Origin of the sequence: Fluviispira vulneris, from assembly GCF_014281055.1 — a bacterium.
Classification (GTDB): Bacteria; Bdellovibrionota_B; Oligoflexia; order Silvanigrellales; family Silvanigrellaceae; genus Silvanigrella; species Silvanigrella vulneris.
Genome location: NZ_JACRSE010000004.1, coordinates 202,899 through 217,250 on the forward strand (window position 1 = coordinate 202,899; position 14,352 = coordinate 217,250).

Genomic DNA, 14,352 nt, shown 5'->3' on the forward strand with positions numbered 1-14,352 from the left:
AATTTATAATAAAAACAATTCAATATTAATGATATTTAGGAATGTAATTTAACAATTATAGAATAATTATATAATTCACTTTCCATTGTAATTCATATTAATAAGACCTTTTCCACTGCGATCAACGCCCATGAGAAAATGTTTCTTGTTCGTTTTTGCAGAAAGCCAAAATGGAAAGGATTTAAATGTAAATACCATATCATAATCAAATGCAATACTACCTGCATCCATTGGAACATAACCAGGATTACTTTGGAACCACTTCATCCAAGCCATCGAACCTGATGCTGGTGAAACAAGAAAATTTTTATCCCTCTTTGCCGGCATTTCTGTTGCTGGTAGGAGAAAAGATCTCATTTCATATTTTGCTTTTGAATCCCATTGTGCAGTGCTGTGACAACTCATACAACCTGAGTTTTGTGCATTTTTAACATAAACATTTTTGCCATTTTTATCTTGATAAACAATATCATTTACAGCTCCATCATTCGGTCCAGAGAGTCTCCCCCCCCAGCCTAAAGTCATTTTTGCATATTTGGGCGCTTTGGGATTGATCCAATTTTCAAGTAGTTTTGCTTTGGGGTTGTTTAAAGAATTAATGTCGGGATCATTTCCCCATTGTGCTCCAAGTGGTACCATTTTATCCCACACATCTTTTCCAGAAGCATTTACATCATAAACGAGTGTAGTAAAAACCCAACCCGTTTTAGGGGATGATTTAGAATCTTTTACTATGATATCAAATTGCATAAAATACAGCTGCGTTACTTTAGGAGGAAGAACAGCATTGTCATTCTTATTTTTAGTTGCATCCACTGAAATAAAAAGAGGCCAAGCTTGAGAGCCTTTCATAGCTGTCCAATTTTCAGGTCCAGCTGTTGTAAACGCTGCTTTTACAATGAGAGAACCTTCAAGAAATTGAGAAGAGACTTTATCGATATTTGGATTTTGTGCATCTTTTCCCCAGACTTTATGTAAAGTTTGAGCAGCAACTTCATCATAATAAGTTAAAACATAAGTAGTAAAATTTTTTTTAAGACCTGTTCCTTTAAATAAATTTTTATCTAATAAACTATTTCCCACATACATTCCGTGAATAGCCTCACGCAATGATGGATTTGGATCTTTATCACCTGGTTTTAAATTATCCTTACTGGCCCTGCCTAACCAAGGTTCATTATACCAACCTCTTTCTTCAGCATTCCATTCAGCATAGTTCTGAATTAAAACACGCATATCTTTACTAACTGCTTCTTTTAAAGCTTCTGTATATATTCCGGCATTATTTATTGTTATATGTTCATTTTTTATACTTGAACGCCAAGGCATATTTTCAGCTGGTTTATAACTATTGGGATAATTATGGCTTAACTTAAATTTAGGACCATCATATTCTTGTTTACTAGGTTCATAACCATTATTACTTTCGAACGGCTTTACTTTATCATCTGCATGTGAGATCGAGCTGTAAAAAATAGTAAACAAAACAGGAAATAATATTCGACAAAATAGTCTAAACATGCCTCCCCCCAATAAATAAAACTTTTTAGTTACTTTATTTTACTGGTTAATCTAAGAAAAGACAAAATATTTAAACTATTCAAAATATTTAAAATTGACACTTTCTATTTAATATATCCTGAAGCTTTCATCACTTCGACAGCAAAACTCTGCTCTTCCTTTAAGGCTTTATCAATTGTGATTTTATTAGAAATTATATCTATCAAAAGCTCACTCCATTTCGTTGCTAAGGCTGGAAATTCCGGAATATAAATTAATTGAATTCCTCCATAGGGGACAGGTTTTAAAGTTTGTTCATATTGATTTGCGGATTCAATCGTTTGTAAAGTAATAGGCGCAAATGGTGCCACCTTTAAGTATTCTTTGTTCTTATAGGTTGAAGTTCTTGTTCCAGGAGAAACAGAAAGCCAGCCATTTGTCTTAACCACAAGTTCATTATATTCTGGCGATGTAGCCCAAGTGATAAATTTAACAGCTTCTGCTTGATATTTTGAAGAAACGGGCATAGCCAAAGACCATATCCAAAGCCAATACGAACCCTTTGGTGTCACATCATAAGGGGCATTTACATAACCAACATCTTTATACACTTTCGAAGTTTTCGGATTGGCAACTCGTTCTGCCTGCGAAGTGGCTTCTATCCAAATAGCACATTTTCCATTTTCGAAGAGATCAAATGCTTCATTAAAACTGTATTTCCACGGATCAGGAGGGCCATATTTTGTAATTAAATCTTTATACAACTGAACTGCTCTCTGCCATTCGGGTGTGTCAATTGTTGGATTCCACTTTTCATCAAACCAACGCCCACCAGCAGAATTTAACATTGTATTAAAAGGAGCAACATTTGCGCCCCATCCTAATGCTCCTCTAAAACAAACTCCATAAACTCCATTTTTTGCATCATGTAAATGGGGTAAAAACTTTAGAATATCATTATAGGTTGGGTTATTTGGCATCGTAAGTCCTGCTTTTTGGAATAAATCTTTTCGATAAAATGTAATTGAACTCTCTCCATAAAATGGAAGGGCATATAATTTATTTTTATAAGTTAGAGCACTGCGAATAGTTTTCAACATGTCATCGATTTTATAACTTGCAGGCAAATTTGTTATTGGCACTAACCAACCTGCTTTAGGCCAGAGTGAACTCTCAAAAATACCAATCGTAAAGGCATCAAATTGTCCATCGCCAATTAAAAAGTCACTTAAAATTCTCTGCCGAAAGGTCACTTCATCCATTATTCGCCATTCAAGTTCGACGTGTGGATTTTGTTTTTCATACTCCTTTGATAATTCTTTCATCAACAGCATTTGATAATTTGACACAGCTCCAATTGTTATTTTTATTTTACCATCTTTACTTTTTTTGTTCGTGAAAAAACCAAAATCCTGCATTATTTTTTCTAAAGTTCCATCATTTGCTATAAGCTTTAGTCCTCTATTAAAATCTATCTGTAATTTCTTATAGCCTGGATTTTTTTTAGAAAAAGCAATATGAAATGGATTTTTTGCAATTTCAGGCTTTAAAACGTCAATTTTACCGATATAGTTTGGTCTTTCTTTTGCAATAAGATCAGCTACAGTAAATTTATCTAAAACAGCAAAATCAATTCTATCATGCATAAGCTTATCGATTAATTGAATTTCATTCACTGACTCTTGTTTATTTATAAAATTTGCCGAATCAAATTCAGGTGAAATAGAAGTTCCTCTTATCACACCAAAACTATATTTATTCAATTTTTTAAGCGTTTCTTTTAAAGAATTCGGATTTATATTAACATCTATTTTAAAAGATTTTTTCTTTAAAATTACCAATTTATTTCCTGGAAATGGATCTGAAAATGAAAAATTTTTTTCTGATGTTTTATCACAATTAGACGGAATTAAGCCATCGACCTTACCATTCTCAGCTAAAAACTTTGCCCTAACAAATGGATAAATTTCAAATTTAACTTTATATCCCATACGTCTATAAGCTTCACTTACTATGCTCGCAGCATAACCATTGTTTTCCAATTTGCTACCGATGTAGGGTTCTTGTTCTGAAGTTGAAAACGTAACTGCCTTATTCACAGAAAAGGCAAAATCTTCGTTTATTAGCAAGGATGATACTATTAAAATAAGAATAATATTTATTTCATAAATTCTTTTTATAATTATTTTATGAATCATTGTAAACCTTTTTTAAAGGATAAATATTTTAAATATAAGTACATTTATATATTAAATTAATATATTTTTCTCTTCAACCTGCTTTCCAATTCATCTGTCAACCATCTGGATTGGATTTTTATTAAATTATATTGCTAAAAATTTTTTTTATTTTTTGGAAAAATGAATCTAAATTCATAATATTAAAAGATACTACACTCATACTTTATAAAATCTAAAATATATTTAATATTCGTCAAAAAAATACAGCTAGTAATATTCGAAAAAAGAAAGTATTCTTTAACAATAGATCACACTTATAGGAGTAAAAATGCACAAATATATTTGGAAAACGATAATTCTATTCTTTCTCTTATCCGAATGCGTTTTTGCTGGAGAAAAAGACATCGTTGTTATAGAAAGTTACAGTAAGAATTACAAATGGGATTTAGACTACACCAATGAAATAATTAAAAGACTGGGTTCGCATTATAAAATTCATTTATTTGAAATGAATACAAAGGTTTTACCAAAGTCTCAGCATGAAGGAGAGGCACTCAAAGGCTGGGATTTTATTTTAAAAATAAATCCCACTCTTGTTATTCTAGGAGATGATGCTGCTTTAAAATACTTGGGGCCTAAAGTTGAAGAAAAGAAAATTCGCACAGTATATCTAGGTATAAATAACAACCCAAGAGTTTATTTTAAATCCACACCAAAATATGTGACAGGAATACTTGAACGACCATTGATAAGGCGCTCAGCTTTATTTATAAAAGATATTATTCCAAAAGCAAAAAATGTACTTATATTATTTGACAAAGATCGAACTTCTGAAATTGTTTTTGAGGATTTCTTTTTAAGTAAACCAAGTGTGGTATTCTCGGACGTTAAATTTGATATTTTTTTAGTTGATAAATTCGCCAAATGGAAAAATATAATTTTACAAAGTCCAAAAAAATATGACGCTATTGTCGTTGGCTTGTACCACACTTTAGTTGATGAAAATTCAAAAAATGTAGATTCTAATGATGTCATAAAATGGACTTCAGAAAATGCAAAAATTCCATTATTTGCTTTTTGGGATTTCGCAGTTGGAAAAAATAAAGCAATGGGAGGACTTGTCCTGCCTGGTGCAGGTCAAGGTAAAGCAGCGGCAGGAATTTCAGAGAAAATTTTAAAAGATAAAAACATTTTACCAGGTAGTATTTTACCTATTTACTTACAAGAAGGTATTTTTATATTCAGCAAATACGAATTAAAAAAAGCAAATATAAAACTTCCTGAATCTATACAGAATAATTCGACTTTTATTGACTAGATTTGTATTTTTTAGTTTAAATCAGTCCCATAAACTTGATAAATATTCTATTCTAATATTACTATAAAAAAATAATTTTGCATATTGCAAAATTTAATCATATTCTTTTGGAGAGAATATTTTGAATTGGATTGTTTATATTATTGAATCATCTTCTGGCTATCTATATACAGGCATAACAACAAATATAGAACGTAGGCTTGGAGAGCATGCCAGCGGTAAAAAAGGAGCTAAGTTTTTTCGCTTCTCTGCTCCTAAAGAAATACTTCATATCGAAAACTATCAAACGCGTTCAGAAGCATCTAAACGCGAGTGGGTAATTAAAAAAATGTCGCGTGAGAAGAAGCTCGAATTAATTGCTTTAGAAAAAAAATGTTCAAAAGTTTCGTCCAAAAATATTGACTAATTAATAAAAATTATATAAAAATTTAAAACTATTTTTATATTAATATGAGGATAAACATTATGACAACTCTATTACAATTTAAAGAACTTCTAATTTCCTCTCCTCAAACTTCTTCAATTGATATGATTAAGTACGAACAGGAAATTAAAAATTCGATCCAATATCTTAATTCAGATACAGCGAAAGACAGTTTAAGTATTGATGCTTATTGGCCCAAATGGAACAGTCCATGGTGGCATATGCTTTTATTGCATGAAATGGGTGAAACCCAAAAAATACCAAAAGATATTATTGAAAAACTTGTCAAAGCACTTGATAAATTGCCATTAAAGATTTTTGTGCTTCATCCACATGAAAATCCTGAAGGACTGTATTTACCATTTGCAGCATCATGCCACTGTGCTCTTGGCTGTATATATCAAGTTCTTTCCGCAAGCGAAGTTGATGTTGATAAAGTATTGCCATGGATTCGACCTTGGTTTCTCAAATATCAAATGTCAGATGGAGGATTAAATTGTGATGAAACTGCTTATTTACAAAAAGATGAATGCCCAAGTTCTATGGTAGGAACTATTTCTCCATTCGAATCAATCTTATTATATACTAAGTGCGCATGGACAGACGAAGAAGTTATTTTTCTTGATAAATGTGCGCAGTTTTTAATTAATCGTAAACTTATGCATGGTTCACATACAAAACACAATTTTGAAGAAAAATTAAATGAAGATATCTGGCTTAAACTTTGCTTTCCACGTTTTTATTTATACGACGTTTTACGTGGGCTCAGTGTTTTGGTCAAATGGGCGCTATTAAGGACACAACCTTTGCCAATAAACTCCATTTTTCCAGTTGTGAAATATCTTACAGAAACTTTTCCAGATGGAATTATAAAAAACCTCCGTCTTTCTTATGAAGGAGAAGGAAGCTTATCACCGACAGAAACTGATAAAAAATTGCGTCACCAAGCTGCAATTACATTTCCACTCCTAGAAAAAGTCAGCACTATTGGCGAAATTTCCCCCAATCTCACGAGATATTGGAATGAAACAAAAATAAATTTAGTATCTTTAATAGAGAGAAATCTTATTAATTGAGGATTTTAAAAATTGATCAAAATGACTCTCCACTCTCGTTACCATGCGTGAACGTGAAGATCACAATACGTTTGCAGATAAGAAAAACAGACAGTCAAAAAAATGTTTCTCTAACTTAAAAAAATATTCATTACCTTAAATTCTTAATTAATTCATGCCTTACAATAAGGACATTGCAATGGATGCAACTGCTGTAGAAACAGTTTATAAGTTAAATAAGTGAGAGGTTTTTATGTTTTTTAAAGTTTTAGCTGTATTAGTTATAATTGCGGCTGGGTTTTTCGGATATGTTGCACTCCAACCTTCTGATTTCCGCATTGTCCGAGAAATTAAAGTAAACACTCCTGCACAACTGCCTTTTGCATATACGAATGATCTACGCAAATTTTCGGAATGGGATCCATGGGCTAAAATCGATCCGAATGCCAAAATGTCTTATGAAGGAAATCAAACAGGAGTGGGTTCGATAATGAACTGGGATGGCAATCATAAGGTTGGACAAGGAAAGGCAACAATTACTGAATCTCAACCCTATTCCACTGTTCGTATGAAACTCGAAATGTTTAAACCTTATCCATTCGTCAACGATGTACTCTTTTCTTTTAAAGAAGAAGGGACGCAAACGAATGTAACTTGGGAGATGACTGGAAAAGCAAATTTTATGTATAAACTCGCATGCGTCTTTATGAATAGAGATAAAATTATTGGAGGGGAATTTGAAAAAGGTTTAGCTCAACTTAAGGAATTGGTCGAAACTAAAAATCCTGCAAAAAAATAATTTTATCATTAATATAGTTTATCATCATTGTCCTTCTTTAAATCACTCACAGAGGATTTAATGCTTTGTAAAACGGCATCTTCAAAGGATACAATGAGTAAATTATTTTTAAACTTTCTTTCTGCAATCCATTTCCATGAATGATTATTTGGATTTAAAAGCCCCATTTGAGTTGTTATGTTTCCATTTAAATCATAAAAATCTTTGTCTGCCGATATCATAGCAAAAGCAATTGGATAATTTCCATACTTACTTGATACATCGGCAAGAAAGGATTCTGCAACTGTGCCTTTAATTTTCGATGGTTTATTTTCTTTTATAGATTGATAAATAATATCTAGAGCTGCCCGTGCATTTGCATTTTCTTTTAAAGATAAATATGAGGCGGGTATTACATTTTCCTTCCCAATATTTTTTTCCCAAATTGTTATAAACTGCGCATCGAGCAAAGTGTTATTAAATGTACTATTTGTTTGGCTGGTTATTGGAAAAACGATGACTTTAATTTTATTGAGTGACGCATTTCTATCAATACTCAGAGAAGTCTGCTCTCCTAATTCTGAGATTGTCATACAAGATGCTAATAATAAAGATGAAGATGTTAAAATTATTAATTTGCTTATTGCAGTCATTTTCTTTTTCATATCACTCCCTTTTTCGATTCACAAGAATCCAGTTACTTTATAGTGATAGATTATTATACTTTTTATTGTCAATGAATGCTTGAAAATTCTTTGAAAATGAGAGATAGTCATAAAAATATGACATGATATCTTAAAATATTTTTATGCCTCAATGCTATTAATGATTCACCTTTATACAAATTTTTGTTAGATAATCTCGATCCTAGATTTGCATATTCGTTTTGCAAATTTTATCAATAAAGGAAATCAAAATGGATGTAAAAGACAGCAGTGGGAATATTTTAAGCGATGGAGATTCAGTAAAACCCAACAAAGACTTAAAAGTTAAAGGGTCCTCAATGGTTATCAAACGAGGAACAGTGATTAAAAAAATAAAAATAATTGAAGACAATGAAAAAGAAATAGAGTGCCGTGTAGATGGGGTAGGTCTAAAACTCGAAGTTCGCTGGCTGCAAAAAGTTTAAGCAGTTCTTTATATAAACATTATTAAAATAAATAGACTCAACTCAAATCCCTTGATATCTTATAAGACAACTTAAGAATTATTTTTTATTTAAATTTATTTTTTTATATAAAGATAATAATAGATTCAAAGAGGATTTGATGAAAAAAATTTTAATTTCAAGTTTTGTTTCTTTATCCTTGATAACACATGCCAATGCCCATCTGATAATGTCATATGTCGAAGTGAATTCGAATCAATTGTCCAATGTTGGCTGTTTTGTCCGCTCAGACAATGCCCAGCCTTTTATTCATATGACTTCTATTTTCGCAGCAAATATCAACGGTGATAATCCAAATAATCCCGTAATATATTTCAATCCGCAAGTCAAAAATTTATTAACCAATGAATATAAACAGGTTGAGAACCTACAGAAAATGGGAATAAAAGTTTTAATTACTTTGCTCGGAAACCATCAAAACGCTGGTTGGGCCTGTATGACAAATATGCAAAGTAAGATTAAATTTGCTAAAGACATAGTCCAAATGGTAAATAAATATAAACTTGATGGTGTCGATATTGATGATGAGTATTCCAATTGTTCACCAAATGAAAACTCACTCGCCGACCTTGCTCAGTTGATTAAAGCAGATCCTGCATTCAAAAATAAAATTCTGTCAAAAGCTTTATTTTCAGACTCATTCGAATTTTCAAATCATAAATTGGCAAAATATTTGGACTATGGATGGGAAATGACTTATTCATCGAATAATTTTGCAGGGAGGCTCAACCCTTACTTAAGTTATGGAATGAAAAAAGAAAAATTGCTTTTAGGAAGTTGGACTCAAATAAGCAATTTTCCACCCTCTGAAATCACTCAATATGTAGTAAAGAATAACTTTGCAGGTATCATGATTTATGATATTACGGCCAATTCTCAGAACTTTTTAAATTCTCTTGTTCAAACAAATGCGAATAATTCATTAGCAATAAATGTTTTGCCGAATTGCTTAAAGTAATTCAGTTATACAAACAATAAATCTGTAAATTTATTGTTCAATTTCAATTCATTATATAACAGATCAAGACTTTCAGAACTCACTTTTATTGGCTTCTCAGCATATTCTAAATCATAAAAGTATTCATAGTTAGAGTGTAAAACAACATCTTTTAGATTTTCATATGAAGAACTAAAACCCTCCATTGCTTGTGGCCAAAACTCTAGAACTAATGGCGGTTTTGCCCGCAGAATTTTTTCAGCGCCTTTTAAAATGAAACCTTCAAAACCTTGAGTATCTATCCAAATTAAAGTATTCAATGGCTCATTAAGAGTGATAATATCATCTATTTTCTCAATTTTAATCGAAATATGACTCTCACATTTTTCAATTTGATATTCGTCATTTTTAAAATAATTTATTCGATGATCACCATAATTATTTTCTGATAGAGTGATTAATGCCTCGTCTTTACCGAAAGCCCCTAATGCACAATTATACGTTTTAATTCTTTTACCTAAGCCATTCAGATTTACATTTGCTAATAAAAGAGAATAGTTGAACGGTTCAGGTTCGAAAGCTATTGCATATTGAAATATATTTCGCTTTATTGCTGGTATGCAAATTGAGCCAATATTTGCACCTATATCTATGATAATCTCTGCTTTAAAATTTTTATTTTTAAGTATACTCAATGCAATATGAAACTTCTCTAGCTCAAACTCACCTTTAATAAATATTTCTTTGCCAATAACCTTGTCATTTGAAGATATCAAATAACTCTCATTACCAATATTTGAATACAAAATTTTTCCATTTTTTGTGTTATCAAAAATAATGGATCTTATAAATTTTTGAGAATAAAAAGGTACTTTCATTGCTAATTTTACAACATAAGTAACCAATAATTTTAAGGGCATTTTTATAAATTTTATTATAGTATAATTTACAGACACCAGCACTCCTATCTTACAAACTTTTAAACTACTTCTATGTTATAGAAGTATTTAACAATAGTAAAGGAGTGATTCATAAAAATTAAAATAATTATCTAAATTGCAATTGATAAATTTATTTTTTCTTCGCAGATTTTTTCTTAGCTACTTTTTTTTTCGAAGATTTCTTTTTTGTACTTTTAGCGCTTTTTGTTTTAGGCGTTTTTTTAGCTGACTTTTTCTTCACAGTTTTCTTTGCTGCTTTCTTCTTGGTCGATTTTTTTGCTGAAGCTTTCTTTTTAATTAACTTGCCAAATCCCCAAGCATATCCATCAATATCAACCAAGGCACACATTCTGTCACCCCAATATGTGTCTTCTGGCTCCATGGTACCTCGAGCACCGTTTGCTATTGCATTTTTATAGAATTTATCGACGTTATCTACATATACGTAAAGCATATTGGGTGGAGGATTTAAACTCGAAGCTGGAGATTTTGCTTTATCTCCCATTGCTCCTTCTGGAGCAAACATAAATAAAGTATTATTTTTATAGGTCATCTCTGCATGATGTATCTGTCCATCTTTACCAGGCTTAGTTTTTGATTTAAAGCCAAACGCTTTTTTGTAAAAATCCAATGATTGTTTAGCATCGCGAACAGCTAAATAAGGTAACAACCATGGCGTACGGGGAGGACGAGGATCCATATTTTTCTCCTTTTGTATTACATTTTTCCAAAATGATAATGGCAAAATTTTAAACTGGTTTCAATTCATTTCTTTGTCAAAAAAATTGTTGTTGAGCTTCAAATAGATTATAATTAAATTACAAAATTTTCACTTGAGGAAAAAATGACAAAAATTAGCTGCTTCATCACTATGTCTTTAATTATCTCTCCTTTATTACTTTTAAATGGTATTGCAAATTCACTGCAAGCAGGAAATTACATTATTGATCAAAAGAACTCTAAAGTAGAGTTTAATGTTAAAAATTTTGGCTTTATGAATGTAGTTGGAAAATTTAATATGTTCAAAGGCAATGTTAAATTGACCGAGAATTTTTTAAATACGAAAATTGAAGGCATAGTAGAAACAAGTTCTATTGACACAGACAGCCAATCCAGAGATAAGCATTTGAAAAGTGATGATTTCTTTGATGTTGAAAAATACCCCAATATGAAATTTGTTGGTAAAAGTATAACAGGGGATCAAAATAATTTCAAAGTTACAGGAGATCTCACTATAAAAGGAATCACGAAGACAGTAACTTTTTCTGGTATAAAAAAAGATAATAAAGATAATTTTCAAATCTCTTGTGTCATAAATAGGAAAGAATTTAATATAAAATATGGTTCATTTATTTCTGATGAAGTGCAAATTATTTTAAATTTAAACCCAGATAAAAGCTGAATTAATTTAATTTCCGGTGCGCATTATCTTTTTTATAGAATTATTAATCTTATCTATTTCTTCTTTTTCTACTCTCAAAGTGCACATAAAGTGACGGACAGAACCTGAAATTGCATTAGCAAGAGGTACAATTCTTAGATTTTTTGCATTTTTTTCAAAATAAGTTAAAATAAATTCTGCTTCATTTCCACCCATAAAAAAATAATCTGCTTCTTTATTCGAAATTGTTTCTATCATTTGCAAATTGTTCATTGAGGAAATTAACAAACTTTTAGATTCTTTTTGTGCACCCATAGAAGGCGAATAATTTTTATAATTCAACAATTTTTTATCTATTTCATCGCCATAACTATAGCCAATTTTTAATAGTAATTTTAAATCATTATTATTTAATAATTCTTCAGTATTTGCATTACTTGGAATGCGTTTATCATCTTTTCTTGCAATAATAACAAAATTTTTATCTTTAAAAAAAGGAACACTAAAATTTGCATATTTCTTTCTCTCACTATTATAATTTGCAGCAGGATAACAAATTCTTCTACTATTTTGTTTTATTTCTAACATAGTTCGTGCAAATGACATTTTTTCAAACTCAAAAGGGATTTTTGTATCATTCATTATATTCGTGACCAATTTATATATTACTCCACTGTTAACTAACCCTGTTTTTGGATCTTCGATAAAGAAAGGAGGTCTTATATGATATTGAATTATTATTTTTTCACTTGCCAAAGCGGGAAAAATAAGAAATATAGATGATAAAAATATCAATATTATCATAATTTATTCTTCTTAATTCTACGATAGACATATTATAATTTAAAAGAGTTTAGCCTTTTGAGCTGGCTTCATTTTCAACTTTATTTGCAAGTTGCTGCTGAATTGCTTTTTTGAGATCGTTTTGTGACTCTCTTTGAGAATATCTTTTCATTTCTTCCATTATAAAATGCTTTGTCTGGTATTGAGGATCTTTCAAAATGACTTGTTTGCCAAGTTTGTTACTTAAATTAAACACCAGAGGAGCTTTTAAATTGGCGCTCATTTTCTTAGGATCCATTGGAATCGTGACAATAACTGAAATAACGGCTTCATCTGGATTAGCTAATTTCAATGCTGAAACCTCTTCTTCTGTTACTTCAACCATGTAGTCTGGTCTAAATGAAAGTGGGCTAATCACAATAAATGCCATAGAAGGATCATTAATAGACTGTAACCATTTAAAAGGTGAGTCGGTATCATGATCTAACAAAATGAACTGATTGAGTTCAGGAAAACCAATCAATCCTTCAGGCAGATTGAGCAAATCACTCTCACTTATTTCAATTTCTCCAAAACGCGAAGTGTTTAATTTCAAGGCAGCCCCCTTTACATTCCTTACAATTGCTCAATATCTAAGTTAGTTTATGGAATTGGGAAGTGCAATAAGATTTGCTATGAATATTGACACGTCAAAATATTTTAATTTCTACGATGCACCAATTGCATAGTCAATTATAAAATAAATTTTGTATTAAGGTATGACAGGAGTAGCGCCCAGATTTAAATTTGGAAAAACACCTTTTAAGTATAGAGAAGATTATTGTTAACTTATTCGAATATTGCACACGAAACTCTGTAAAATGATATTCACGACTTATAAGAAAAAAATTAAGAGCAATAAAGGATATTAATTTTTAGAAATAATTGCAACAAAAATAGAATTTTTCTAGCCTAAAAAACAATTATATTCAAAGAAAAAATCTAAAAAATTATTACAAATTGTATTTACATTTCAAAAAAATTTTCTCGATAAAGTGCATTCATGTCATAAATATCTAACTAAACCAGAAGTCAAAAATGAATTGTTTCGTTCGTAATGAAATCCTTGAACTGAACTCTTCCTAAACCTGCTGAAAAAGTTCCTAGCTATATCTGTCTCTACGACAACGCATAGCAGCATTGTTGGCAAAATAAATTTTGCGCAAATAAAGAGATTAAGAAAACAAACCGAAAAAAGAATGTCATTTGAAATATTTGTAGATTTTGGAGTTTCTTATGTCAGAAATGGATGACCTCAAAAAAAGAAAAATTGAATTGGAAACTACGTTAGAATCTTTGCACAGTCTTATAAAATGCCGAAATGCCGTTCTGAGTAGCATTGAAAGACTTTCATTTCATAGAGTTATAACACATCAACGCTCTCTCTTAAATTTGAGTTCTAAAGGCGACAAAAAAAATTTTATGGCCATTTCCAGTCGTGCTATCGAAGTCGATGCAAAGATGAATCGCCGATGTCTTTTTCATTTACGTGCTAAGGAAAAGCATTTAGAAGAATTGTTAAATGAAGTGAAGTTAAAGATTTCAGAAAGTGAATCCCCTGCCGGAGGAAGTAATACAACATCAGAAAATGAAACTCCATCACCTGACGACTCAAATAGCGAAGGTGATGAGACAAAAGTTGCATCATAACCATTTCGAAATAAATATCACCTTGCATAAAAAAAATTATATTTTGCATAATTCAACTCTCAGTTAATCAACTTTAAACTCATCACATTTTGAGATTGCTTATGAATTACTCAAAAAAAATTTTTTATATTTTGTAAATTTTATTGTTTTTTTATAAAATAATCTATAAGACCTTTGTTGTTGATTTTGAATTTCATT

General features: G+C 30.7%; 15 protein-coding genes. 8 read left to right on the forward strand and 7 right to left on the reverse strand.

Annotated elements, in window-relative coordinates:
- Positions 1 to 75: 75 nt before the first annotated feature.
- Both H7355_RS10185 and H7355_RS10190 read right to left on the reverse strand, forming a co-directional pair.
- Positions 76 to 1,521 (reverse strand): hypothetical protein, encoded by a 1,446-nt coding sequence (locus tag H7355_RS10185; RefSeq protein ID WP_186647141.1) that lies wholly within the window; start codon positions 1,519 to 1,521, stop codon positions 76 to 78.
- 104 nt (positions 1,522 to 1,625) lie between these two features.
- Positions 1,626 to 3,698, reverse strand: coding sequence for an extracellular solute-binding protein (locus H7355_RS10190; protein WP_186647151.1), 2,073 nt, complete (start codon positions 3,696 to 3,698; stop codon positions 1,626 to 1,628).
- 310 nt (positions 3,699 to 4,008) lie between these two features.
- Between H7355_RS10190 and H7355_RS10195 the strand changes: the two genes are divergently transcribed.
- The 4 genes from H7355_RS10195 to H7355_RS10210 all read left to right on the forward strand — a co-directional run bounded on the left by H7355_RS10195 (position 4,009) and on the right by H7355_RS10210 (position 7,276).
- A complete protein-coding gene (locus H7355_RS10195) occupies positions 4,009 to 4,998 on the forward strand; it encodes an ABC transporter substrate binding protein (RefSeq protein WP_186647153.1) in 990 nt (329 codons plus the stop codon).
- A gap of 121 nt (positions 4,999 to 5,119) precedes the next feature.
- On the forward strand, positions 5,120 to 5,404 hold the full coding sequence (locus tag H7355_RS10200; RefSeq protein ID WP_186647155.1) for a GIY-YIG nuclease family protein: 285 nt from the start codon (positions 5,120 to 5,122) through the stop codon (positions 5,402 to 5,404).
- 59 nt (positions 5,405 to 5,463) lie between these two features.
- Entirely contained in the window at positions 5,464 to 6,498 is a 1,035-nt protein-coding gene (locus H7355_RS10205; protein WP_186647157.1) for a hypothetical protein, read from the forward strand.
- A gap of 232 nt (positions 6,499 to 6,730) precedes the next feature.
- Positions 6,731 to 7,276, forward strand: a complete 546-nt coding sequence (locus H7355_RS10210; protein ID WP_186647159.1) for an SRPBCC family protein — start codon at positions 6,731 to 6,733, stop codon at positions 7,274 to 7,276.
- A gap of 8 nt (positions 7,277 to 7,284) precedes the next feature.
- Here H7355_RS10210 and H7355_RS10215 read toward each other — a convergent pair whose 3' ends face one another.
- Complete coding sequence (locus H7355_RS10215) at positions 7,285 to 7,920, reverse strand: hypothetical protein (RefSeq protein WP_186647161.1); 636 nt, start codon at positions 7,918 to 7,920, stop codon at positions 7,285 to 7,287.
- Between the two features lie 251 nt (positions 7,921 to 8,171).
- On the opposite strand from H7355_RS10215, the gene H7355_RS10220 reads away from it, so the two are divergent.
- Positions 8,172 to 8,384 (forward strand): alkylphosphonate utilization protein, encoded by a 213-nt coding sequence (locus H7355_RS10220; protein WP_186647163.1) that lies wholly within the window; start codon positions 8,172 to 8,174, stop codon positions 8,382 to 8,384.
- A gap of 139 nt (positions 8,385 to 8,523) precedes the next feature.
- Positions 8,524 to 9,381, forward strand: a complete 858-nt coding sequence (locus tag H7355_RS10225; protein WP_186647165.1) for a glycosyl hydrolase family 18 protein — start codon at positions 8,524 to 8,526, stop codon at positions 9,379 to 9,381.
- Between the two features lie 5 nt (positions 9,382 to 9,386).
- Here H7355_RS10225 and H7355_RS10230 read toward each other — a convergent pair whose 3' ends face one another.
- Both H7355_RS10230 and H7355_RS10235 read right to left on the reverse strand, forming a co-directional pair.
- Positions 9,387 to 10,316 (reverse strand): FkbM family methyltransferase, encoded by a 930-nt coding sequence (locus H7355_RS10230; protein ID WP_186647167.1) that lies wholly within the window; start codon positions 10,314 to 10,316, stop codon positions 9,387 to 9,389.
- A 115-nt stretch (positions 10,317 to 10,431) separates the two neighbouring features.
- Positions 10,432 to 11,001 carry a VOC family protein gene (locus H7355_RS10235; protein ID WP_186647169.1) on the reverse strand — a complete coding sequence of 190 codons (570 nt, stop codon included), beginning with the start codon at positions 10,999 to 11,001 and terminating at the stop codon, positions 10,432 to 10,434.
- Between the two features lie 144 nt (positions 11,002 to 11,145).
- Here H7355_RS10235 and H7355_RS10240 point away from each other — a divergent pair, with 144 nt between their 5' ends.
- The gene (locus H7355_RS10240) at positions 11,146 to 11,703 is read left to right on the forward strand and encodes a YceI family protein (protein ID WP_186647171.1); all 558 of its coding nucleotides are present in this window, start codon (positions 11,146 to 11,148) and stop codon (positions 11,701 to 11,703) included.
- A gap of 6 nt (positions 11,704 to 11,709) precedes the next feature.
- Here the strand turns inward: H7355_RS10240 and H7355_RS10245 are convergent, their stop codons facing one another.
- Together H7355_RS10245 and fliW are read right to left on the reverse strand one after the other, a co-directional pair.
- Positions 11,710 to 12,486, reverse strand: coding sequence for a substrate-binding periplasmic protein (locus H7355_RS10245; RefSeq protein ID WP_186647173.1), 777 nt, complete (start codon positions 12,484 to 12,486; stop codon positions 11,710 to 11,712).
- 49 nt (positions 12,487 to 12,535) lie between these two features.
- On the reverse strand, positions 12,536 to 13,060 hold the full coding sequence (gene fliW / locus H7355_RS10250) for a flagellar assembly protein FliW (protein ID WP_186647175.1): 525 nt from the start codon (positions 13,058 to 13,060) through the stop codon (positions 12,536 to 12,538).
- A 680-nt stretch (positions 13,061 to 13,740) separates the two neighbouring features.
- Here fliW and H7355_RS10255 point away from each other — a divergent pair.
- Entirely contained in the window at positions 13,741 to 14,154 is a 414-nt protein-coding gene (locus H7355_RS10255; RefSeq protein WP_186647177.1) for a hypothetical protein, read from the forward strand.
- The last annotated feature ends 198 nt before the right edge of the window (positions 14,155 to 14,352 follow it).

Coding starts and splice junctions, on each gene's coding strand:
- H7355_RS10185 (WP_186647141.1), bottom strand. CDS start 1,521: ATGTTTAGACTATTTTGTCGAATATTATTTCCTGTTTTGTTTACTATT.
- H7355_RS10190 (WP_186647151.1), bottom strand. CDS start 3,698: ATGATTCATAAAATAATTATAAAAAGAATTTATGAAATAAATATTATT.
- H7355_RS10195 (WP_186647153.1), top strand. CDS start 4,009: ATGCACAAATATATTTGGAAAACGATAATTCTATTCTTTCTCTTATCC.
- H7355_RS10205 (WP_186647157.1), top strand. CDS start 5,464: ATGACAACTCTATTACAATTTAAAGAACTTCTAATTTCCTCTCCTCAA.
- H7355_RS10210 (WP_186647159.1), top strand. CDS start 6,731: ATGTTTTTTAAAGTTTTAGCTGTATTAGTTATAATTGCGGCTGGGTTT.
- H7355_RS10215 (WP_186647161.1), bottom strand. CDS start 7,920: ATGAAAAAGAAAATGACTGCAATAAGCAAATTAATAATTTTAACATCT.
- H7355_RS10220 (WP_186647163.1), top strand. CDS start 8,172: ATGGATGTAAAAGACAGCAGTGGGAATATTTTAAGCGATGGAGATTCA.
- H7355_RS10225 (WP_186647165.1), top strand. CDS start 8,524: ATGAAAAAAATTTTAATTTCAAGTTTTGTTTCTTTATCCTTGATAACA.
- H7355_RS10235 (WP_186647169.1), bottom strand. CDS start 11,001: ATGGATCCTCGTCCTCCCCGTACGCCATGGTTGTTACCTTATTTAGCT.
- H7355_RS10240 (WP_186647171.1), top strand. CDS start 11,146: ATGACAAAAATTAGCTGCTTCATCACTATGTCTTTAATTATCTCTCCT.
- H7355_RS10245 (WP_186647173.1), bottom strand. CDS start 12,486: ATGATAATATTGATATTTTTATCATCTATATTTCTTATTTTTCCCGCT.
- H7355_RS10255 (WP_186647177.1), top strand. CDS start 13,741: ATGTCAGAAATGGATGACCTCAAAAAAAGAAAAATTGAATTGGAAACT.